This window comes from Neobacillus sp. C211, from assembly GCF_051842875.1.
Taxonomy (GTDB): domain Bacteria; phylum Bacillota; class Bacilli; order Bacillales; family Cytobacillaceae; genus Neobacillus.
Map to the genome: position 1 here is coordinate 44,195 of NZ_JBPXRO010000013.1, position 23,361 is coordinate 67,555.

At 37.3% G+C, this 23,361-nt stretch carries 18 protein-coding genes, 1 other RNA gene and 1 pseudogene; 6 read left to right on the plus strand and 14 right to left on the minus strand.

Annotated elements, in window-relative coordinates; all coding sequences use genetic code 11:
- Positions 1-21 precede the first annotated feature (21 nt).
- From ACSU6B_RS13860 to ACSU6B_RS13870, 3 genes are all read right to left on the minus strand, one after another.
- Complete coding sequence (locus ACSU6B_RS13860) at positions 22-3,672, minus strand: dynamin family protein (RefSeq protein WP_410886020.1); 3,651 nt, start codon at positions 3,670-3,672, stop codon at positions 22-24.
- Positions 3,673-4,014: 342 nt separating this feature from the next.
- Entirely contained in the window at positions 4,015-4,584 is a 570-nt protein-coding gene (locus tag ACSU6B_RS13865) for an isoprenylcysteine carboxyl methyltransferase family protein (RefSeq protein ID WP_410886022.1), read from the minus strand.
- A gap of 1 nt (position 4,585) precedes the next feature.
- Positions 4,586-5,674, minus strand: a complete 1,089-nt coding sequence (locus tag ACSU6B_RS13870; RefSeq protein ID WP_410886024.1) for a type III polyketide synthase — start codon at positions 5,672-5,674, stop codon at positions 4,586-4,588.
- Positions 5,675-6,407: 733 nt separating this feature from the next.
- Here ACSU6B_RS13870 and ACSU6B_RS13875 point away from each other — a divergent pair.
- From ACSU6B_RS13875 to ACSU6B_RS13885, 3 genes are read left to right on the plus strand one after another with little or no spacing between them, the layout of a single operon-like run.
- Positions 6,408-6,557, plus strand: coding sequence for a cytochrome c oxidase subunit 2A (locus ACSU6B_RS13875; RefSeq protein ID WP_410886026.1), 150 nt, complete (start codon positions 6,408-6,410; stop codon positions 6,555-6,557).
- Between the two features lie 21 nt (positions 6,558-6,578).
- Positions 6,579-7,055 carry a cytochrome c oxidase subunit II gene (locus tag ACSU6B_RS13880; protein ID WP_410886028.1) on the plus strand — a complete coding sequence of 159 codons (477 nt, stop codon included), beginning with the start codon at positions 6,579-6,581 and terminating at the stop codon, positions 7,053-7,055.
- Positions 7,055-8,719, plus strand: a complete 1,665-nt coding sequence (locus tag ACSU6B_RS13885; RefSeq protein WP_410886030.1) for a b(o/a)3-type cytochrome-c oxidase subunit 1 — start codon at positions 7,055-7,057, stop codon at positions 8,717-8,719. Before ACSU6B_RS13880 ends, ACSU6B_RS13885 begins: the two co-directional genes overlap by 1 nt.
- A 76-nt stretch (positions 8,720-8,795) precedes the next feature.
- On the opposite strand, the gene ACSU6B_RS13890 is transcribed toward ACSU6B_RS13885, so the two are convergent.
- A complete protein-coding gene (locus ACSU6B_RS13890; protein ID WP_410886167.1) occupies positions 8,796-10,319 on the minus strand; it encodes a carboxypeptidase M32 in 1,524 nt (507 codons plus the stop codon).
- Positions 10,320-10,463: 144 nt separating this feature from the next.
- On the opposite strand from ACSU6B_RS13890, the gene ACSU6B_RS13895 reads away from it, so the two are divergent.
- Positions 10,464-10,616 (plus strand): hypothetical protein, encoded by a 153-nt coding sequence (locus ACSU6B_RS13895; RefSeq protein WP_168244870.1) that lies wholly within the window; start codon positions 10,464-10,466, stop codon positions 10,614-10,616.
- A gap of 18 nt (positions 10,617-10,634) precedes the next feature.
- Here ACSU6B_RS13895 and ACSU6B_RS13900 read toward each other — a convergent pair.
- The 9 genes and pseudogenes from ACSU6B_RS13900 to ACSU6B_RS13940 form a co-directional block, all read right to left on the minus strand.
- Positions 10,635-10,843, minus strand: a pseudogene (locus ACSU6B_RS13900) (hypothetical protein); the annotation flags it as partial.
- 185 nt (positions 10,844-11,028) lie between these two features.
- Positions 11,029-12,951, minus strand: coding sequence for an ATP-dependent DNA helicase (locus ACSU6B_RS13905; RefSeq protein ID WP_410886032.1), 1,923 nt, complete (start codon positions 12,949-12,951; stop codon positions 11,029-11,031).
- Positions 12,952-13,011: 60 nt separating this feature from the next.
- Positions 13,012-14,166, minus strand: coding sequence for a THUMP domain-containing class I SAM-dependent RNA methyltransferase (locus tag ACSU6B_RS13910; protein WP_410886034.1), 1,155 nt, complete (start codon positions 14,164-14,166; stop codon positions 13,012-13,014).
- 172 nt (positions 14,167-14,338) lie between these two features.
- Positions 14,339-14,744, minus strand: an RNA gene (gene rnpB / locus ACSU6B_RS13915) — RNase P RNA component class B.
- A gap of 79 nt (positions 14,745-14,823) precedes the next feature.
- On the minus strand, positions 14,824-15,126 hold the full coding sequence (gpsB, locus tag ACSU6B_RS13920) for a cell division regulator GpsB (RefSeq protein ID WP_066257064.1): 303 nt from the start codon (positions 15,124-15,126) through the stop codon (positions 14,824-14,826).
- 146 nt (positions 15,127-15,272) lie between these two features.
- On the minus strand, positions 15,273-15,830 hold the full coding sequence (locus ACSU6B_RS13925) for a DUF1273 domain-containing protein (protein WP_214712116.1): 558 nt from the start codon (positions 15,828-15,830) through the stop codon (positions 15,273-15,275).
- A 130-nt stretch (positions 15,831-15,960) separates the two neighbouring features.
- The gene (locus ACSU6B_RS13930; RefSeq protein ID WP_410886036.1) at positions 15,961-16,413 is read right to left on the minus strand and encodes a CotD family spore coat protein; all 453 of its coding nucleotides are present in this window, start codon (positions 16,411-16,413) and stop codon (positions 15,961-15,963) included.
- A gap of 446 nt (positions 16,414-16,859) precedes the next feature.
- Positions 16,860-18,116, minus strand: a complete 1,257-nt coding sequence (locus tag ACSU6B_RS13935) for a ribonuclease H-like domain-containing protein (protein ID WP_410886038.1) — start codon at positions 18,114-18,116, stop codon at positions 16,860-16,862.
- A gap of 17 nt (positions 18,117-18,133) precedes the next feature.
- Positions 18,134-20,410: a DEAD/DEAH box helicase gene (locus ACSU6B_RS13940; RefSeq protein ID WP_410886040.1), complete on the minus strand. Its 2,277-nt coding sequence runs from the start codon at positions 20,408-20,410 to the stop codon at positions 18,134-18,136.
- A 212-nt stretch (positions 20,411-20,622) separates the two neighbouring features.
- On the opposite strand from ACSU6B_RS13940, the gene ACSU6B_RS13945 reads away from it, so the two are divergent.
- On the plus strand, positions 20,623-21,321 hold the full coding sequence (locus ACSU6B_RS13945) for a Crp/Fnr family transcriptional regulator (protein ID WP_410886042.1): 699 nt from the start codon (positions 20,623-20,625) through the stop codon (positions 21,319-21,321).
- A 44-nt stretch (positions 21,322-21,365) separates the two neighbouring features.
- Here ACSU6B_RS13945 and hcp read toward each other — a convergent pair whose 3' ends face one another.
- On the minus strand, positions 21,366-22,664 hold the full coding sequence (gene hcp / locus ACSU6B_RS13950) for a hydroxylamine reductase (protein ID WP_410886044.1): 1,299 nt from the start codon (positions 22,662-22,664) through the stop codon (positions 21,366-21,368).
- 191 nt (positions 22,665-22,855) lie between these two features.
- Between hcp and ACSU6B_RS13955 the strand changes: the two genes are divergently transcribed.
- Entirely contained in the window at positions 22,856-23,338 is a 483-nt protein-coding gene (locus ACSU6B_RS13955) for an Hsp20/alpha crystallin family protein (RefSeq protein WP_410886046.1), read from the plus strand.
- The last annotated feature ends 23 nt before the right edge of the window (positions 23,339-23,361 follow it).

The following is a 23,361-nucleotide window of genomic DNA, read 5'->3' on the forward strand; positions in this document are numbered from 1 at the left end:
TCCTCGTCATTGATTAATACTTTATAAGTTTTTTTGTATTTCCCTTAAATATTCAATAGAAATTCCGCCATCTAAGGCTGAAAGATAACTCAAATAAAAATCATTTACTTGTTCGTTCATTTGTTCTATTAGACGATTGAATTCCTTTGTTATGTCATCTGAATAATGTGTTTTTAAACGGTGAGCTCCATTCGATAGATATTCATCCGCAGGCAAATTCAGCACTTGATACAGTTCATCACTCATGAATTTTTTTTCATTTTTTTCAAAAAATGATTTTGGATTTTTAAAGTACGACAAGGCTTTAGCAAATAATTGTTTATTCATATCTTTAAAAGCGATAGGAAATTCGATTGCTTGTTGATGCTTCACTTCAAATGCTGAAAAGGAAAGGTCTTGATTGATTTCTTGTAAATTTCGGATGAGACCTGATTGGTAATCAGCCAATTGCTTTTCGGCAAATCTTTCCAGGCGAACTGTCGTTGCCCGCAATTCCTGAGCAAAATCAAAGCCTAAACTTTCGAGAAATTCATCCAGTGCAGCTAGTAATACTTTTTTCAAATGACGACCATCGTCCTTTAGTATGGCGGGATTAAATGACTCCCTAAAGAAATCCCCAAAGCGGAGGAAGACTCTTTGTTTAATGTAATAAACTAACTCCTCTGCTTCCTGGTACAAACGATTTTGCAAGATTTCAATCGTTTGGTTTTTCAATGACACTAAGATATCTGCTTTTTGTTTTTCAATAGTCCCGCGTTTTCTCTCTTTTACAGTTTGGTCTTCCTGTGAACTTTTGATAAGTTTATCAATTAAATCATGAACCCGGGTTATTTCTTTTTCTGCAGAGGAAATAGCCATTTCCGTTAGTTCATTAGTAATAAAATGATAAAAGGCCTGCTCAAAGTTAGCCATTCCAGATTCCGAAATAGGATTTGGTGTCTCCTTTTCTTTTAACGCCAGCAAGCTTGAAACAGGATAGAGATGAGGATTTCTTATTCCATATTTGCTAAGCTGCTCCTCGACATATTCAATAACGGTTTCCTTTTCTTCTTCATTCTCAGCAAGGTCAATGGCATTAATAATAAAGAACATTTTATCCATTTGAAAGGATTCCTTTACACGTCCAAGCTGGATTAAAAATTCACGATCTGCTTTCGAAAATGCATGATTGTAATAGGTAACAAAAAAACATGCATCCGAATTTTTAATGTAGTCAAAAGCGACACCTGTATGGCGGGCATTGATAGAATCCGCTCCTGGTGTATCAACCAGAGTAATTCCTTTATTAGTTAACTCGCATTCGTAGTAGAGCTCAATCCATTCTACGAAGCAGGATTTTTCTTCATTAGCAACGAAATCGGTAAATTCACTTAAGTCTGTTTCAAGAACGATTCCCAAAGAATTACCAAATGATTGATAACCTCTAGTAAATGCCTGTAAGAAAGCAATATGTGTCTTCTCCAAGACACCGCCTTCTTGCTGTTTTTGAATCATAACCTGGTCAATTTTTTTGACCGCACCATCAAAATCATCTGCTTGGAGTTCAAAAACCCTTAATGAGCGATTTACATCTTCAAGCATGGCTGACGCTTCCTTAAACTTAACAAGCACGGTGCCATGCGGATGTCTTTCCGTAACAGGTTTAATTTTGTTAATGGCTGCAGTCGTTGGATTGGGTGAAACAGGCAGGATCTTAGCACCCATAAGTGCATTGGCAAAAGAAGATTTACCTGCACTGAATGCTCCAAATAATGCTACCGTAAAACCCTTGTTTTCAAGTCTTTCCGCTTTTTCGGATAATTCTTTAGAAAGCTTATAAAAACCAGGGAGGTCTCTAATTAAGGATGAAGTCTTTACTAGACGTTTGACGGTTCTCTCTAAATGATTGCCTGATGGAAGTACCTTTGGATCATTTTTCGCGCTCTCAATCACTTTGCCTTTCAAATCGTTTTTCATGTTGCTACTTCCGTTTTCAGACTTTAGCTGTGTTTTGACCACTTCATATTCTTCTTCGTCCTGACTAAAAAGATGATAAATATCTTCTTGTAAAATATCATCTTGTGTTAATAACTCTTCGATCTTTGTTTCCTTCAACTTAGCATTCTGCTTAACCTTTTCTAGTTCTGACAAGGCATTTAGGTATCGATCGTTTTTGCTCAGTTCCTGTTCATACTGTCCAATTAATTTAGCTGTTTGTTGCTTTAATGCTTTTAGGAACTCTTCCTTAAAAATAGCCAGTTTTTGTCGTGCGATTTTTTTAATTTCATTAGCCACGTCTTCTGTGTAATGTAAGACATATTCACCTGATACTCGTGCACCAGTTTTAACAGTATCGGATAAGAGGTTTGCCTGCACGTCGATTGAATAAGACTGCGCCAAGCCCTGTAAATCTCCCCCGTCAAGACCCGTTTCCTTTAAGGTGCGCAGTAAATATTCGCGTACGTGCCACTCGAGCTGAGATTTTGTTTTATCATGAATATCATGATGAAAGCGTTCAAGCCTCACATTCTTCTCATCCAACGTCTTTTGCTTGGAAAATATGAATCCAACTTTGAATTCCGGTTGACATGATTCCAAATAACTCTCCGCTAACTCTCTGGTTTGAAATGGCATGAGGTATGCGTTTTTAAGTATTTGGGCAATTTGATGATCAAATTCCTTCTCTGTTCCGATTACCCCCTCTTTTAAAGTCTGGAGGTTTTCTTCCATTTCTCGAGAACTATTGGATAATTCACTTTTTTCTTCCTCAGTTAATTCATTCAATACCTCAACGATAGGTCTTAGCTCACGCTCATCTAATTTACTTAATTGAGCAATATGATCTTGGGTAATTTTTTTTAAGGAATGAAAAACCGATGGTATTAATAATTGGTCTTTTGAGGCCAATTTGTCTGTAATAAATTCCTGAAGATCATTGAATTCATTGAAGGCATGGTTTTTATTTTTCAAAGAAGTATAAAAAATTCTTGCTGGTTTCACTCCCCAAGATGCAAACGAATCAACCACACTGTTTTGAAACTCATCGAAGCTCAGTTCTTCATCATTGTGTTTATCAATTTGGTTAATTACTAAATAAACCTCTTTTCCAGCCAGGGTTAATTCCTTTGTAAATAAAAAATTCAACTCTGCTTGGACGTGGTTAAAATCCATGACATATAGAACGATATCGGCAAGATGAATTGCTGATTCGGTTGCAATCCGGTGGGCATCATCAGCAGAATCAATTCCAGGTGTATCCATGATTACCGTATGATCGGGTAACCCTGTTTCACTGTGACTAATTTCAATTTCTTCAATTTGATCGCCGTCTTTGCAATAATTTTTGACTAATTCATAATCATACGGAGCTAAATAGATGCGAGGCTTTTCATTTTTGAAAAAGACCTTTGCATATTCTTCTCCAGCTTTTACTTTCACTAAGTTTGCACTTGTCGGAATTGGACTAGATGGAAGTAAATTCTCTCCAACGAGTTGATTGATCATTGTCGATTTCCCTGCAGAGAAATGGCCACAAAATGCAATCATAAACTCTTTGTTCTTCAGCTTCTTTGCTAGTTGTTTTATTTTTTCCGCATTTTCATAATCTTCTTGTTCGTTTATATATTCAAATACTGAAACGATTTTAGTTTCTAGTGTTTGGATGGTTTCTTCTTGATTGGCTATTTTCACCATTTACTTAATCCCCTTAGCAACTTTGTAATATTTTTTATTTTATACGATAATTCAAATTTTTCCTATCTTGACACTTCTTTTACTTAAAACAAATTTCTTCCAAAAATGATAAAAAGCCAAGGTGCAAGACCCTGGCTCTCAAAATACATATTAATTTAATGTGTAACGTTTTTTAAGACGTGCTTCATGACAAATGCATAAATAATAACCGTTCCACCAACTAAAGCAAAAGTCAATTGTAACACCTTCCTTATCAGACTTCATTGAGAATGATTTTCATCGATAACCAAAGTTTAACATAGGTGATAATCATTTTCAATAGCCCATTTCTAACTGTCACAATTATTTAACAACTTTAGGTAGAAAACGATTACAATCCTGAAATGTCCCTTCATATTCCGTCAGCTCCCTAAGCGCCTGTTCCTCCTCAGGTATACGAATCCTAAGCACGATGATATTTAATATCGTAAATAAACTAGCTGTAAAATAAGCGTTGAACAACAATGGAACAACAGCCAGTTCAACCGCAACAACAAAATAATTGGGATGTCTGATAAAACGGTATGGTCCCTTTCTAATCACATTTGCATTTCTTAAGACAATAATTTTTGTATTCCAAAACCTTCCTAGTGATGCAATCGCCCATATTCTTAATAGCTGGGCTATAAGAAAAACAATTATTAGGATGCCCCTTAAAGGAGATAGACCCAAATTCATGAAAATTTTTTCACAACTTAAGAAAATAAAAAACAGCGAATGCATCGTTACCATATATCGATAATGTTTTTCGCCAAATTCAATGGCCCCACGTTTCTTCATCCACTTTTCATTGCTGTTTGCTATTCTTAGCTCAACAATCCGCTGAAGGCCGATGAATCCAACTAATATCAGAAATGAGATAATGTCTTTCATTTTACTCCCACCTAAATAAAAGCAGTTCGGAACTGAAACCAGGTCCAAGCGCGGTACCAAGTCCTAAAGCATCCTGAGGAATATCCATCTCCATGTAACGTTTCAGCACATAAAATATCGTTGTTGAAGACATATTCCCAAATTGTTTTAACACTTCAAGTGAAACGTCAGTCATGGATGGAGGTAACTCTAATGATTTTACATAGGCATCTATCACTTTTTTCCCACCCGGATGAGCAATAAAATAGTCAATTTGTTCAAGATTGATTTGATGTTCACCTAAAAATCCACTTACATTCGGCTTTAACCAATCCTCTATGATCTGGGGGATATCTCGAGAAAATACAACAAACAGCCCCGTGCTCCTAATAGCCCAGCCCATCACATCTAAAGAGTTCGGCATAAGAGTGGACTGTGTAGCAATGATGGAGGGGGAAGTCGGCTTCTTCCTGAAATCTGAAGAGTATGAATCATCACCACAAACCAAGGCACAGGCTACACCATCGGCAAACAAAGAAGTTCCGATTAAATTACTTTTCGAAAGATCGTTGCGCTGAAACGTTAGGCTGCAAAGCTCAACTGAGAGTACTAAGGCCTTTGCTTTTGGAAAGGCAAGACAATATTCATAGGCTCTCGATAGACCAGCAGCACCGCCTGCACAGCCAAGTCCCCAAATAGGTACCCTCTTAGTATGTGAATTAAACGGGAGGAGATTCATGATTCTAGCTTCGATACTAGGTGTGGCCATCCCCGTGGTTGAAATAAAAAAAATGATGTCAATTTCTTGATAATTAATATTTCGCTTTAAGTAATCCTTATTATTTAAACACTTCTCGATTGCTTCTTTTCCAAGTGTCACAGCAGATTCAATATATGCAGAATTTTTTTCTTCAAAAGTATGGTCTTCTTTAAACCAATCGAGATTTTTAACAAAATGTCTTTTTTCAATTTGTCCATTTTGAAAAGCTCGTAAAAGTCTTTCAATATCCTTAAAGGAATCTGAGAAAAGCTCTCGTGCAAATTCCAAAGCTTGATTTTGGTTAACTTCAAAAGGGGGAATAACCTCTGAAACTGAAATAATTGTAGGCATGTTTTTGCTCCTTCAATCTATGTAAGGGTATTTTTTCCAGTTTAAAGGTTTTTATTCAAGAGTTTCAGAAAGCAAAAAAAAGCTTCCCTATATGAAGAGGAAACCAAAAGTTTCCACTCTGGGAAGCAAACGTTTTGAAGGTTGTTGCTGTGCTCTTAAATTATATAATGGATACTGATTTCATTCATTAACTAATGATTTCCAGTTCAGAAGTTCTTAATAAACAGCAAGAAAAATGCTTATAAATGTTTTTTCAACTTATTTTTTATCGGGTTGTTTTTGAACTTCAATTTTAATTTTATTTTTTACTAATGTTCCGCAGATTTTACAGATTTCTACCTGGTCATACAAAAGGCGGCAATTATCACAATAATATTTTTCCACAAAAACACACTCTTTTCTGAAGGAAAATATGAATTTCTTAATATCATATTTATAGGATTCCAAAGTGTGACATTCATTTCAAAAAGGGTGGTTAATTTCGTGTGTGAATGATTATTCAATTACTTTAATCACAGGTAAAGTGTGATAGTTCACATTTTAGTCACAAATACCCCCTGGCAATTGTGATATAAATCACTGTTACATCAATTTTATAATATTAACATAGTAGATATCTTAGGAATGAACATTTTGTGAACCGCTAATTTTGTTATTTTTTCTTCACATTTGTTTTGTATTATGAAAGAGGACTAATCATTTATTTTAACTACTCTGAAGGGAGTGCAGGTTGATGACGAAGGCGGAACTTAAAACAAACCAAAAAACAGAAATCGAAGACAGCTCTTCTCTTAAAGGGACATTAGCGTCCGTTTTCTTTTTGGGAGCTTTTATTGTTGTCACTTGGGTAAGTGTCTATTACCTATTTGTTGAACGCTTTTAATAATTGAAGGGGGAAAGAATTATGCATATGCATAAGTTCGAGAAGATTTGGCTAACTTTCGGAATTAGTGCACTTGTTGTATTTTTGACAGTTGTGGGTGTAAGCGCATTCTATCTTGGTAACAAGCCGCCAAGTTGTTTAACTACAATTAATGTGGATAAGGTCGATCAAACAAAACCATTTGATAAACCAGGATTACATAAGGTTGAAGGTAAAAATTGGGACTATGAATTAGTATATGCAGCTGCAGCGTTCTCCTATAATCCAGTGAAAGTGGAAGTACCAGTTGGGGCAAAGATAAAAGTTATTGCTACAACCAAAGATGTTGTCCACGGGTTTGAAGTAGCTGGAACAAATATTAACATGATGCTTGAACCTGGTTATGTCAGCGAATATACAACCACGTTTGATAAAGCTGGTGAATATTTAATTGTTTGTAATGAATATTGTGGTGCTGGGCACCATTTAATGAGTTCGATGATTGAGGTGGTAAAATAATGGCTAACTCGACAGCAGCAAAAGTAAAAGTTGATCCTCGTGATGCAAAGCTTTCAATGGCCCACTTTTTTGTTGCCTTCTCCGCACTTGCACTTGGTGGTTTAATGGGGCTATTACAAACCCTTGTCCGTTCTGGTAAATGGGAACTTCCATGGGGAATTGATTACTACCAAATCTTAACCGTCCATGGTGTTTTAATGGGATTGGTTTTAACGACATTTTTTATTATGGGATTTCAGTATGCTGCTGTAAGCAGAACCACTGGCGGGCATTCAAATGCTGCTCGCCGCACTGGCTGGATCGGTTTTTGGATCATGTTAGTCGGTACCTTAATGGCGGCTACCATGGTTTTACTTAAGGAAGCATCCGTACTTTACACTTTTTATGCACCACTTAAAGCCCATTGGATATTTTACTTAGGCTTAACCTTCGTCATTATAGGAAGCTGGATTGATGGTGCCTCACAAATCATGACCTATGCAAAATGGAGGAAGAATAATCCTGGACAGCCAAGTCCGTTATTAAGCTTTATGGCTATTATAAATACAGTCATGTGGATTATCGCTACTCTTGGAGTTGCAGCAACCGTATTATTCCAATTACTTCCTTGGTCGCTTGGATTAGTTGATACTGTTGATGTGTTAGTAAGTCGGACTTTATTCTGGTATTTTGGGCATCCACTTGTTTATTTCTGGTTATTGCCTGCATATATGTGTTGGTATGCAATTATCCCGAAAATTATTGGTGGGAAAATTTTCTCTGATTCATTAGCACGTTTGTCATTTATTTTGTTCCTGCTATTCTCGATTCCGGTTGGTTTTCACCATCAATTAACAGAGCCAGGTATTGACCCTGCCTGGAAGTTCTTACAGGTTATCTTAACATTCATGGTTATTATTCCATCGTTAATGACTGCCTTCTCTCTTTTCGCAACCTTCGAGAGATATGGTCGCTCAAAAGGAGCAAAAGGACTGTTTGGCTGGTTTAAGGTTCTGCCATGGGGAGATGCTCGTTTCACAGTTCCATTTATTGGTATGGCATCATTTATTCCTGCTGGAGCTGGCGGTATTATCAATGCATCCAACCAAATGGACCAGGTAGTTCATAATACTATTTGGGTGACAGGTCACTTCCATTTAACTGCTGCAACATCGGTTGTATTAACGTTCTTTGGAATCTCCTATTGGTTGGTACCACATTTAACTGGACGTAAATTGACAAAGGCAATGAATAAATTAGGAATAATCCAAGCATGGGTTTGGTTTATTGGAATGGCATTCATGTCAGGTGCAATGCACTTCCAAGGTCTTCTTGGCGGCCCAAGACGTTCCGCTTTCTCTACATACGGCGGGGCAAAGCAAGCAGCAGAATGGATTCCTTATCAAATCGCTCAAGCAGTCGGCGGGACTATTTTATTCCTAGGAATTATTCTGGTTATTATCATATTTATCAATCTTGCCTTCTTTGCTCCAAAAGGGGAAGAAGAATTCCCTGTTGCTGTTGCAGAAAATCTTGAAGAAAAAGCACCAATGGTATTTGAAAACTGGAAATTGTGGCTTGGAATTGCAGCAGCCCTTATTCTTTTTGCTTACACGATTCCGTTTATCGATATTATTCAAAATGCCCCTCCAGGTTCAAAAGGATTTCAGACTTGGAGTAAATAGCAATTAATAGATCCGCAGAAAAGGCTTCAATCTCATCGATTGAAGCCTTTTTTGTTTCATTGTTACATTGCTTTAATCACAATAAGCCTTTTTCATTTAACAAATAAATCTTTCTATATTTCTCATAAAGATAATCAATTAAATATTTAGGATTTAGGCCCTCTCCTGTAACATCCTGTAAGATTTCAAGCGGTTTTTTCATTTTTCCATATTGGTGAATATTTTCGGTCAGCCATTCTTTTATCGGCAGAATGGTACCGTCTTCGACTAATTGATCAAAATTTGGAAGATTATCCATCATTTTATGCTTAAATTGTGCTGCATACATGTAGCCTAAGGCATAAGATGGAAAATAACCAAAGCTGCCTCCTGCCCAATGGACATCTTGAAGAACTCCCTGTGCATCATTTTCAGGACGAATTCCTAAGTATTCTTCGTACTTGTCATTCCAAATAGTCGGTAAATCCTTCACATCGATCTCATCATTGAATAAGCCTTTTTCAATTTCATAGCGGATAATAACATGGAGCGGGTATGTTAATTCATCTGCTTCAATTCTAATAAATGAGGGTTTAGATTCGTTTATAGCGCGGTAGAAATCTTCAATTTCCACTTGGTCAAATTGACCATTTGCATACTCTTTTAAAAGATCGTAGTTATTTTTCCAAAATGGTAAACTTCGTCCAAGGATGTTCTCATAAAAAAGAGACTGAGATTCGTGAATTCCAGTTGATGTTCCTGAACAAAGAGGAGTCCCAATCAAGTCTTTTGAAACATTCTGTTCATATAAAGCATGACCGCCTTCATGAATCGTACCAAAAACTGCTGTCCGAAAGTCGTTTTCGTCATATTTGGTGGTTACGCGGACATCGCCAGGATTTAACCCAATTGCAAAAGGATGAACGGTTTCATCCAGTCTTCCTGCTTGAAAGTTATAACCTATTTTGTCAAGGATCTTCAAACTAAATTCACGTTGTTTTTCCTTTGGAAATTTTTCAAATAGAAAATCCGTTTTTGGTTTATGTAGAGATTTTGAAATTTGTTTAACCAAAGGAACTATTTTATCTCTTAATTCACCAAATACTTGATCTAAAACTTTCATTGTGATGCCAGGTTCGTACATATCTAATAACACATCATATTTATTATCTTCATGACCCCAATAAGTGATAAACCTTTTTGTCATCGCGACAAGCTTCTCTAAGTAAGGACTAAATGAGGCAAAATCCGAATTTCCCTTCGCTTCCTCCCACACACTCTCTGCCTTTGACTGGAGAATCACAAATTCCTTGTATTCTTCAGCTGGGATTTTTTTATTTCTTTCATATTCTTTTTTACATTCTTCGAGGATTTTGCGTGTCTTTTCTGCAAGTGATTGTTTTGATAAATTAGCTATGTATGCTGCCATCTCTTCAGAAGTAGACATTTTAAATACTTCGGACGATAACATCCCAATTACCTCGGACCGCTGTTCCACCCCTTGCTTCGGGGCCCCAGTTCTTAGATCCCAATAAACTAATCCAAGTGCTTCGTTGTAGGCAGACATCTTTTTCACATAATCTAGAAATTCTTTTTCTAATAGTTCATATTTCAAAGCAATCCCCCCTTTTAATTCCCATTAAATTTTAACACATTATTCTGAAAAGTATGCAAAATATTGAACACAAGTGAATAAAAAGAACAACAGAAAGAGTTTCTGTTGTAAAATAAATTTGATGATTTTGTTAATACAGGGGGTATGACTATGAAGGAACTAATTGGAAAGTGTAAGTCCTGCAGTAAAGAAATTTATTGCTTAGATGGCTTCTTTAACGGTATCCATACCGAGGAGAAAGAGATTTATTGTTTTGAATGCCACGAAATATTGATTTTGAACAAAGAAAATCCGCAAAGCTGACCTTTGCGGATTTTTCTATTAATCTTCGTCAATTGAAAGATCTTTAACAGGAAGTTTTCCTCCTTCTTTGTGGGTTGGCTTCCGTAAATTAAAGATTGCTTTAGTACAGAATAACAATAATACTACACTTCGATTAAGAAAATGGTGTCAGGCACCGCACGCCATGTTAATAATGTTTCAACAATATCCTTTTGTAGGAATGATGCTGAACGAGAAGCAGCATAACCAGCGGGGTACGTTATTGTGTGGAAGGAATGGAAGAAACTAAAAAAGTTGAAGTAAATCTTGTCTGGGAGCCGGCCTGGTCACCAGAAAAAATGACACCTGAAGGCCTACGATTATTAGGTAGATAAAATACAAAGCGGAAGAACCCTCAATAGGTCCTTCCGCTTTTGTTTATTCTTCATGATTATCAATCTTTAGCCTCTGTTGGCAATACTTCTTTAATTTTCTGTAAGACAATTGTGTCGATATCTTCATCAATTAAAATATGAACAGTTCCTTGATCCTTTTCACTCCTGATCAAGCGGCCAACGCCTTGACGTAAGCGGAGAAGCATATACGGCAAGTCAACTTCCGTAAATGGGTTATCTACACCGGCCTTTTTTGCGGTAAAGACAGGATCATTAGGTGGAAAAGGAAGTGAAAATATCAAGACATTTTCAAGTGATCTTCCCGGAATATCAAGACCTTCCCATAGATGAAGTGAACAAAGTATCGCATGTTCTTCATTCTGAAATTTAGAAACAAGTGTGCTTATTTCTTCATCGCCTTCAAAATAAACTGGATACGGGACTGCTCCTGATAGCTTTTTCTTTAGTTGTGCCAATTCCTCTTTATTATTTAATAGAACTAATGCGCGTCCCTCTGATTTGCGAATTTCCTCTAAAATATATTCTAATTTCCCTTCAAAATCAGCATCTTTAAATTTTGGAAGGTAAAGCTCCATCCTATCATCATAATCAAAAGGAGATGTCACTGAAAAAGATAAGTAGTCATCAACGCCAATACTAGAAGCAATATAGTCGAACGACTTTTGATTTGCTAGCGTCGCAGATGAGAAAATAAACGGCTTTTTCTGAGTGAAAACTTCTTCCCTCATTACTTCCTCGACCATTTTAGGCATAATAACCAGTGTGCGTTCTCCCCCTTTTTCCTCGAACCAAGTGATTCCGTTTAATTCCTGAAGAAAAAGTGATAACGAATAGGTGATTTGCTCTAAATATTCCTCGACAATTTTCAGATCGTACTCATTAATGACATATAACTCACTTTCAAACACTAATTCCTCCTCTAATCCTTGAAGGGTTGAAAGTAACTTTCTGCATGTTTTTAATACTAATGGATGCTTCGTAATCATTTGTTTTTCAGAACCTTGTGAAAGAGAGGAGAATTGTGAAATCGCATCAAAAAATGCCTCGTTATCTAATAAAGCCTCATCAATCGTATACAAGGTCTTCTCACGTACTTCATTTTCCATTAACCTCGTAAGCAGGGTTTCTAAAGTATAATCAGTAAACCGGTAGCTCAATGCTTTTTGCGCTGCATATTCAAGCAGGTGTCCTTCATCAAAAACAACGGAAGAATGCTCAGGTAAAAGCGGAAGCTGCCCTTCTCGCTTTCTTGATTCCTTTGTCCAGATATGCTCCATATAAAAATCATGGGAACAGATAATTAAATCCTCTGAATGTCGATAATAATCACGGTGCAATGTCAGCCCACACCGATGACGCTTTTCACAAGAAAAACAATCTTGGACAGCATCCCAATTAAGTTCACTCCATTTTTCATCTGATAAAGCTGGATAATCTCTTCTGTCACCATATCTTTCAAATGTTTGCATGGAGCCAACAGAATGAACAAAATCAGGCAGTTTTTCATAAATATCTGAAATTTCATCTGAAAAATCAGTATTCCTGGTCAGATCTAGCTTTTTTAAACACAGGTATTGATCTCGCGATTTTGCCAAGCGGACATCGATATCTAGTCCAAGAATTTTCTCCAGCTTTGCGATATCTCCCTCTTTTTTAACCAACTGCTCAATTAAAGTCTCATCCGCACAAGCAATAACAGCCGGACGATTGGTATAACGTGCATACATAATCGCATAAAGCAAATATACAATGGTTTTCCCTGTTCCAACCCCTGCTTCTGCAAACATTACTTTTTTATCCTTGTAGGCATTTTCAAGTTGAAAAGCCATAAATATCTGTTCATCTCTCAGTTCGAATCCAGCTTCAGGCAAAATATCATAAAATAAGTCACCAATCCATTCACCTAATTTATCATAAAAGGATTCAGTTTTTGCAATCTCAAATGGCATGCGTTTTTGCATAGTACCCTCCCCAAAAAACTTTCATGTGTTACCACAAACATAAGTATATTAATCGATTGATTATTCTAGATTCAGATCATTTTGACGAGGAGGTTTCTTTCCCCAATATTGATAAAGGTCAGTACGAATAAAGCCATTAAATAGCTTTCTCTTCCTAGTCGCTGGCTTTCCATAAAATTGTTCGAACTGTTCATTAGAAGTCAGGATATAAATTGACCATGTATCAAGCGCATTGAATGCTTCACCCATTTCTTTATACATGTGTTCGACCGCTTTTTTATCCCCTAGTCTTTCACCATAAGGTGGATTTCCGACTATGACACCGTACTGTTTATTGGTAGAAATATCTTTAACCTGCATTTGCTTGAAATGAATTAAGTCAGCGAATCCAGCTTCAAAGGCGTTTTCTTGGGCAATCTTCACCATTCTATGGTCGATATCAGTGCCTAATATGTCTAATGGTTGATCATAATTTGCAAGGTCCTCTGCTTCATTTCTTGCTTCCTCCCAAACCTTTGCAGAAAACCAATTCCAACGCTCAGAAACAAATTCTCTGTTAAAACCTGGAGCGATATTTTGCCCTATCATTGCCGCTTCAATGGGAATAGTCCCCGAGCCGCAGAAAGGATCCATAAAAGGACGGTCTGCCTTCCAATTGGTGAGTAAGACAAGTGCAGCAGCAAGTGTTTCCTTTAGGGGTGCCTCCCCCTGATCGAGACGATAGCCGCGTTTATGAAGCCCTTGTCCACTAGTGTCAATGGTGATCGTAGCAACATCTTTTAATAGTGCGACTTCGATGCGAAAATAAGCACCGGTTTCCTCAAACCAGGTACTTCGTTTATAATGTTGTTTCATTCGTTCTACCACTGCTTTTTTAACAATTGCCTGGCAATCAGAAACACTAAAGAGCTTTGACTTTACAGATTTACCAACCACAGGAAATTCCGCGTCTTCAGGTAAGAATTTTTCCCACGGAAGTGCCTTGGTTTTCTCGAATAATTCATCAAAGGTATATGCCTTAAATTCTCCGACCTTGATCTTAATTCTGTCCGCTGTTCGGAGCCATAAATTACTGCGGGCTATCGCATATTCATCACCAGTGTAGGTGACTTTGCCATTTTCAACTTCACAGTCATATCCTAATGATCGTACTTCTTTGGCAACTAAAGCTTCAAGTCCCATTGCCGCCGTAGCTATTAATTGATAATTTCCCATTTTTTCACCCTTAATTCATTTGTATGTATGTTTATGTTTAATAAAAATAATCTTAATTCGCTTTCATTATTGACAAAAAGTCGACAACGAATGCAATATGTCCCGTAATAATAAAAAGCTCTCCTTATCAGGAGAGCGATTTAATATCCAGCATACTTTCCCATTAATAACGTTCTGTAAGCCATGTTCTGTACCAGTGTACTACAAACGACACGGTTGTGTCTCGTACTTAGGTGGTAATCATCTATCTACAGGCTCAGATTTGAACCTGTCCTTCTCCTTGTTCAATTCCTCAGAGAAAGTGCCCCTACCATTATTTGGGTTTCTCGCTCGTGGGGTTTACCCGTTCCACCCTTTCCATTTCTGGAAAGGCTACGTCACTGTGGCACTTTTATAGGTATTCATACCATATCCCCAAAAGGACTTAGGTATTTTCCCGGCCGTCAACTGGATGCTAGCCCCAGCTGCCCTAGCTTATGAATTCGCTAGGCACGAACACTACGAGCATCTCAGCTCGTGCGAGCATGGACTTTCCTCTGCAAGAATGCAAATGCTTCTTACAGCGATTACCCGAACGTTATTAATGAATACAATTTATTATATGTATTTCACGCTGGTAATTCAATGGTTATTATTAGGAAATTTTAATACATCCTGTTAATCGTAGAGCTTGTTACCAAAAACATGTTTTTCAAGATTGGATAATCGTTTCAAGATATCAAAATTTGTGGTACCCGCAGGTTGTGCTGCCGGCTGCCTTTTTGAAGTTTCTTCAAGCTGTTTCCGAAGCCGAAGATTTTCCTGTTGTAGATCTTCAACCTCCTGATGAAATGTTCCATAATCTTTAATGATTAAATCCAAAAACTTATCAACATCTTCTTGTTTATAGCCGCGTACACCAGTCTTAAACTCTTTTTCTAAAATATCCTTAGCTGTTAATTTCACTTTATCTGACAGCATTCTATTCACCTCAGTATTCGCCAATCACTACCTATTATTTTTTCAAAAATATGTAGTTTTGTCAATTTTCATTTGTTTTGCTAAATTTTTGATTTGATAAATCATTTCAATATATGAATTTGTACTTAAAAAAATGACTAATAAGGTTAAAAGTCAGCGAGTTTCATTTGTTCTTCCTCGACAATCATCTGCAAATCATAAAATGTAATTAGCTCAATCGGATATAGATGTTTTTTTTGGTACTCAAGAGCCATTTCATATAGATATTTTGGGCTCCCATCCCTTTCCTGATCGTAAAGTAGGAGGAGTCCCTCACTTTTTTCTACAAAAAATTGATTTTTCAGCCTAAATTGCCATGGCTTTTCATATCCTTTTTTTGTAACAGAATCAATGAAATCAGCTTGTGCAAGGACTGACTCATACCATTCCTGATTATTTTCCTTCCAAGACGCTTGCTGATCTAAAAATGGCGTTATTACTGCTAATTTTAGATCTGGAAATTCCAATTGTAGTTCAAATACTACCTCAGCAGCCCACAGTTCCACACCTAATTGTCCACTAATCAGCACCCACTCTAATCCTTCGTCTATCATTGGAATAAGTGATTTTTTAATAGCAGCCTTGAGAAATAATACCGATGGATGGTCATTTTTAAAAATTCCTAATTCATAGGGTTTATAACCTGAAATGGCCAGAACTTTCATAAAGAATGTTCTCCTCACCAAGAAATTTTTTTAAAATGGACAAACATTTGAATGAAACAAGCATATCATATTAGTAAATAAAAATTAAAAAACAAGGGCTAAAAAGCCCCTGCAAAAGACATTACTTCAATTAACGTCTAGGACCCATGAATGGTCCTGGTGCAAAGCCTGGGCCTCCTGGTCCAAAACCTGGGCCCCCTGGTCCAAAACCTGGGCCTCCTGGTCCAAAGCCTGGGCCTCCTGGTCCAAAACCTGGGCCTCCTGGTCCAAAACCTGGGCCTCCTGGTCCAAAGCCTGGACCACCCATTCCTGGCATAGCATTTGGTAAAGCATTAGCTGCTGGCAATGGTACTGGCACTGCGCTTGGTGCACACGGGTTACAGCAGTTAATTTGTTGATTGCATACCTCTTCAGCGCAAGAAGCAGTTTGCGGACAGTAATGTTTATGTTGATACAGATGGTGATTCACCGTGGTTGTGTGGACAGGGTGAATATGGGGAACCACTGTCGTTGAAAACGTATGGTTCACAATTTGTTGAGTCGGATGAATGACTGGCGGCATAAAATTAGTTCCAAGATACATATAAAAGTCTCCCTTCAATTATTTGTTTACATTACAGCCTATGTTGAAGGGATTACTCTTGTACTAATGAAAATACCTATTTTTTAGGTTTAATACGTTCATTGCTATGTTTTCAATATTTATATATGTTCAGATATGCCTAGTTTTGCTCAAAAAAGGGCTGCCACCCTAGACATATGTTTCATCTATAAAAAAGAATAAAAGCTATCTTTTAAACTCGTAAAAATAACTGCAGTCAAACAAACGACAATAAAAAATAAGAATAAAATCGCTTTATACATGTTACCAGCTCCAAATGTTTTGTTAGTCGTTTTTTTCTCAATCCAATTTCAAATTTTACCTCTTTCAACTATGATAAACAATATGGAAATGCTGGTTTTTTAAATTAATTTTCACTGATTTTGTGGCAATTAGATGAACTTTACAAAAAACAATAGTCAGACAGGTTATTTTGCATTTTTTCGCTCTAACCGGCTAAGACGGAATTTGAGTTGTTCTAAGCTATTTTGATTTGTAATTTTAGGTAGTTTTTCAAATTGGGATACGATCATAATCGCTTTTTGACAGTAATCCAACGCAAGTTGAAAATCTTTTAGCCTATGTTCATGGATCTTGGTTAGCTCCAGGCATGCATCTAACATCATTGGTTTATCACCCGAATCAACAACATCCGAAAACAATTTCCGTGCTCTTTCCCAGTCGCGTTCTTTTTTGTGTTGTATAGCTAAAGCATGCTTTGCTTGATAGGAAGTAAAATCACTTCCATTTGCAAGCTTGGTCAAAACTTTTTCTGCTTCATTTTGTTCTCCTAATGAAGCAAACCAGCGCCCTACCTCAAAGGACTCGGGTCTGGTTTGAGAAGTATCTGTTCCACATAGTTGAAAGGTTATATGTGTATACAAGGTAACCAGCGATAAAATATCAATTTCATTATGTTTTAGAATACCAAGCATTCCATCAGGCTGTTTACTATCAATAAACTCAAAGTAAATCATCGGGGCCAAAAAGCCAGGAATATCATCTACCCTTTCTACCCCAAGAACCTCTTTCTCCACAACAGCTAACTTTAAACGGTCTAATTTATGCTTCCATAGCCTTCTAGCCGCATGAAATAAATCGAAATGCCCAAACTGCGGCAGCTTTGGCACATGTTCTCTTACGAGCGTATGCCTTGTTTTTACCTGCGGCCAATCAAATGACTTCCCATTATAGGTAACTAGCGTTTTATAATTCACTTTTTCTAGAAAGCTTTGATATAAAGGGACCTCTGCCCCCGGATTCGGTAAAATATGTTGTCTTAAGATAAGGGAATCACCAGAAATGCTGGCATAGCCGAGTAAAAAAATCGTGTTTCCGACCCCACCGCCAAGTCCAGTCGTTTCAGTATCAAAAAAGAATAATTCTTCCGCTTGATGCCCTTCTGCTGATAAAGGATGATTTACGGGCTGTTTGTTCCATATTTCTACCGCGGTTAGAAAATCACGAAAACAGTAATGACCATGCTGATATGAGAGCGGATATTTCACTTCTCTGATTAAACAGTAATTTTGATCCATAAAATACGGATAAACGTTTTCTTGCTCCCATTGTTCCTTGAAAGGAACCTCAATGTTAACAGCTAAAGGAGGAGTACTAATTTTTTTAGATTGATCGCCAACAGAAAGATGTGGTTTTAAACGATTTAATTTATTTTTTAACGACATCGCTAATCTTCCTTCTCCTATATTAAGGGTTTTAAAAAGGCTTCAATAATTTTTAAGGTATCATTTTTTGCTGTATCACTAACGGTGTCTGTACCAATACATGACGGGCAGCCGGATCCGCATTGACAGCGAGTAATCATTTTCTTTGTTTCCTCAAATACTTCCGACATACCTGTGTGTATTTTCTCGCTTAATCCTATCCCGCCTGGGTAGCGATCATAAAAGAAAATGGTTGGCTTTTCGTTATGGTCTGCCTTTACTTGCGGAATGACATGAATATCCTGAGGGTCGGCCATTACGAATAAGGGAGCTATATGGTTTAGTGCATGCGCAGTCCCGACAAGTCCCTGTTCGAGTCGCTCATGGCCCATTTCTGATATCGGATGGTTTAAGGAAATCCAGGCCGCATTTGTATGAAGCTCCTCTTCCGGTAAATGGATCGGTCCAGACCCTATATTTTCATGGGTTTCGAATTTAATTTTCTTAAAAATTGTGGCCATCGCCCTTACACTAACATCCCCATAACCGAATTCAGCATCATCTTTTGATTCAAGTTTGTCTACTTCCAGTACTTTTAATTGAACCGCTAAATTGGCATCAGTAAAATAGTCTACATCGACTTCCCTAACGAACGCCTTTTTCTCTTCCCAATCAAGCTTTTCTACCTGGAATTGAGTCCCTTGATGTAAATAAATTGCTTCATCATGGAGAAGAGTCATCGCTGAAAAACGATCCATTTCTCCAATTACTTTTACATTCGCAACATCTGACTGATCAACGATAATCACGTTCTCTTGTGATGCAGACCTTAAACTAATGTTATGTGCTGGAAAAGAATCATTCATCCAATACCATTTCCCGCCATTATGATAAAGGACACGTTCTTCTGTTAAATATTCTAGTAGTTCCTCTGTTTCTACACTTCCAAAATGCTCACCCGCTTTAAAAGGGAGTTCATAGGCAGCACATTTCATATGATCGATTAAAATAATTAAATTATCAGGATTAATCCTTGCTGTTTCAGGGCTTTTGTTAAAAAAGTAATCCGGATTCTGGATGATGTATTGATCTAGGGGACTGGAGCTTGCAACCATAATAACTAGGGCTTCTCCATGCCTTCTTCCCGCTCTTCCAGCCTGCTGCCATGCGCTGGATATCGTACCAGGGTAGCCTGTCATGATACACACTTGCAACTGCCCAATATCCACTCCTAGTTCAAGTGCATTCGTACTGACCACACCGTATATATCACCTGAACGAAGCCCTTTTTCAATCTTCCTTCGTTCGGTGGGTAGATACCCGCCCCGATAGCCCATTATGGATTTTGCTCCCAACTGATTCTTTACTAATTCCTGCAAATAGGTCAAAATGATTTCGACTCTAACTCTGCTTCTCGCAAAAACGATGGTTTGAATTTTATTTTTTAAAAGTTCACCCGCAATTTTCCGAACCTCAAGTGTGGCACTTCTTCTAATGTTTAATGGTTTGTTTACAATAGGTGGATTATAGAATAGAAAATGCTTTGTACCACTAGGGGCCCCATTATTATCAATCAGGTTCATCTTTTCTTCTGTTAGGGTTTCTGCGAGTTCAAGTGGATTAGCAATGGTTGCTGACGTACAAATAAATACAGGGTTACTCCCATAATACTTACAAATACGCTTCAACCTTCTGATCACATTGGCCACATGACTGCCAAAAACACCTCGATAGGTATGAAGTTCATCGATGACAACAAATTTAAGGTTCTCAAACAAAGAAACCCATTTTGTATGATGTGGCAGTATGGCTGAGTGGAGCATATCTGGGTTAGTAATAACCACATGCCCTGCCTGTCTTACTCGTTGACGAATATTAGCTGGTGTATCCCCGTCGTACGTATAGCTGTTAATCTCTACGCCAGCCGCTTGAATAATTTCATTGATTTCACTCTTTTGATCCTGAGCAAGTGCTTTTGTAGGAAACATATAAAGAGCTCGTGTACTTGGATTTGCTAGAATCGATTGTAAAACTGGAAGGTTATAGCAAAGGGTTTTTCCTGAAGCTGTAGGGGTAACAGCAACGATACTTTTCCCCTTAATAATTTTTTCATAGGCTGATTTTTGATGTGTATAAAGTTGTTCAATCCCCTTGCTCTTAAGAGCAGACTTTAAAACCGGATGAAGGTCTCTTGGCATCTGGACTGTTTGGGCCGGCTTTTCCTCGATGGTGTGCCATGTAACGATATTTTCCTTAAATTGATCATTTATTTTTAAGTCTGACAAAATTTCTTGCAGGCTTTTTCTTAACTTCATGCTTCCTCACCTCATTACTTCTATTTTAACGAATGAACGTTCGCAACAAAAGAAAAAACGACTTTTTTATTTCTTATATGCCTAGTACTTTTTTCCAAGCGTAAGAATATACTTTAAATTCTACTTAACCAATAAATATCAATAACCTTAAACTATTGCTAGAATTTTTGTTACAATAGATAGTAACGGAATCTATATTTGAAGGTGATTGGATGAAAATTGAAGAAATTAAAAGGGTGCTCGCTGATTTTACCCTTTTTCGTGAAATGAATGATTTTGAAATAGCAAAAATCTCTGACATCGCAATTGCTAGGGAATGGAAAAAACATAGTCATGTGTTTCTCCAAGGTGACCCGCTTGAAAATGTCTATTTTATTTATGAAGGAAAAATTAAAATTTATAAAAGTGACATTAATGGCAAAGAACAAATCGTCGCCATTGCTAAAAAAGGTGAGATGTTTCCCCATGTAGGTTTTTTCAGAAAAGGCGAATACCCAGCCTATGCAGAAGTACTTGAATCCTCCACTCTTATTGCTGTTCCAATTTCAAAATTTGAAACTGTACTGATTGAAAACCCTGAACTATGTATTAAAGTTTTTAAAGTATTAGGAGAAAAAATCGTTGATTTGCAAAATCGTTTAGAAGAACAGATTCTCAATAACACATACGAACAAATTATTAAACTACTGATTCGGCTCGCCCAGAAGCATGGTAAAGAACAAGAAGATGGTACGATCCTTTTAAAGTCAGAATTCACGAATAAGGATCTTGCCAATATGATCGGCACGACAAGAGAAACCATAAGCAGAACGCTAACAAAAATGAAAAAAGATGAATTAATAGAAGTAGATGAAGAAGGCAACATGATCGTAGATGTTGAAATTCTAATGGAAGAAATTAATCTAATCTAATACATTAAAAACCGCAGCAAATCTATGCTGCGGTTTTATTTTATTTATTTAATTGAGAGCTGTAACATGTCTTCCATGTCTTCTTTAGCTGTTCCAATCAATTTTAGATTAAAGGTGTCCTGAAGGACCTGTAATACCCCTTCAGAGATAAATTCAGGCGGCTTCGGGCCAATGCGGATATCCTGGATCCCTAAGCTAAATAAACCAAGCAAAATAGCAACTGCTTTTTGTTCAAACCAAGATAACACGATGCTGACCGGCAGTTCATTCACTTCACATCCAAATGCATCTGCAAGTGCTAAAGCAATCTTAACAGTTGATCCAGAGTTATTGCATTGACCTAAATCTATATACCGTGGAATATTGGTTCCCGGCACCACACCATAATCCACGTCATTAAAGCGGAATTTTCCACAAGAGGTTGTTAATATAACAGTCTCTGGCGGTAGTGAAGTGGCAAGTTCACGATAATAATTTCCGCCAGGTCCCGGTGCATCACAGCCTGCGATAACAAAGAATCGCTTGATTTTACCAGCTTTGACTGCATCAATTACTTCAGGTGCTAAGCCTAGAACCGTTTCATGATGGAACCCTGTTAACAATGTTTCTTCGGAATCAATTGCTGCTTCAGGAAGCTCTAAAGCTCGGTTAATTAATGGTGTAAAATCATCATTAATAATTTTCTCTACATTTTCAAGACCTGCTACTTCATATGTAAACATCCTGTCTGCATATGACCCTTTAATTGGCATTACACAGTTGGTCGTTGCTAGAATCGCTCCAGGGAAATTTTCAAAAAGTCGTCGCTGGTCGTACCAAGCTTTTCCGATATTCCCTTTTAGATGAGTATATTTCTTCAATGCTGGGTAGCCGTGCGCAGGTAGCATTTCAGAGTGCGTATAGATATTGATACCCTTTCCCTCTGTTTGCTTTAATAGTTCCTCTAAAGCAAATAAGTTGTGACCTGTAACAATAATACATTTTCCTTCAATTTTGTTTTGGCTGACCCGGATTGGCTCAGGGATGCCTAAACGCTTTGTATGAGCTTCATCTAGCATTTCCATTACGTGGACTGCTGATTGGCCAACTTTCATCGCCATGTCGATATGTTCTTGAACATTAAAATTTGAATTCGTTAAAGTCAAATAAAGGGCTTCATGGGTGGTGGCATCGACAAAAGGATCTGTATATCCTAATTGATTAGCATGGGTTCGATAGGCCGCAATTCCTTTTAATGCAAAAATAATCGTGTCTTGTAAGCTAGCAATGGTTTCATCTTTACCACACACACCGATGACATTACAGCCGCCAGATGGAGTTTGTGCACATTGATAACAGAACATTTTAGTTCCTCACTTTCGATTTTATTTCTGCTTTACTATACTAATCGACCAAAATATTTAATGTGATTTACATCACATTTAAAGCAACTGTAATAAATCGTTCATAAAATTATTGCCATTTGATGACGGCACCTACCCAGTTAACCCAGCATATAATAGTGAGTGAAATATTGGAAAGCGAGGGGAACTTAATGTCATCTAAGGTACCGAGTGATAAGAATGACCCTAAAAAGCCGAAAACAGAAGCTTTTGGTGAGTTAATTAAATCGATGAACGACTTTTTCAATGAAAAACCAATCAAAGGCTTCCTACAATCAATCGATGATTTTTTTAAAAATCCATTTCCATCTGGATCGATCTTTCATGTTGACACGATTGAAACAGGTGGGGAATACATCATCTCTGCAGAACTGCCAGGGATAAAAAGAGAGCAAATTCATTTAAACATTTCTGGAAATTATTTAACTATTTCTGTGGAAAATAACGAACTTGAAACCGAGGAAGACGAAATCAATCATTTATATCGACGTAAATACTTACGCCAAAAATCATCAAGAACGGTTTCACTGCCGCATACGATTAATGAAGAGAAAGTGAAAGCATCCTATCGTGATGGTTTATTAAAAATCCGCATTCCACAGGAAAAAGGGAAAATTATTGATATCGAAGACTAAATTCCATTTCCTTTCCATATGAA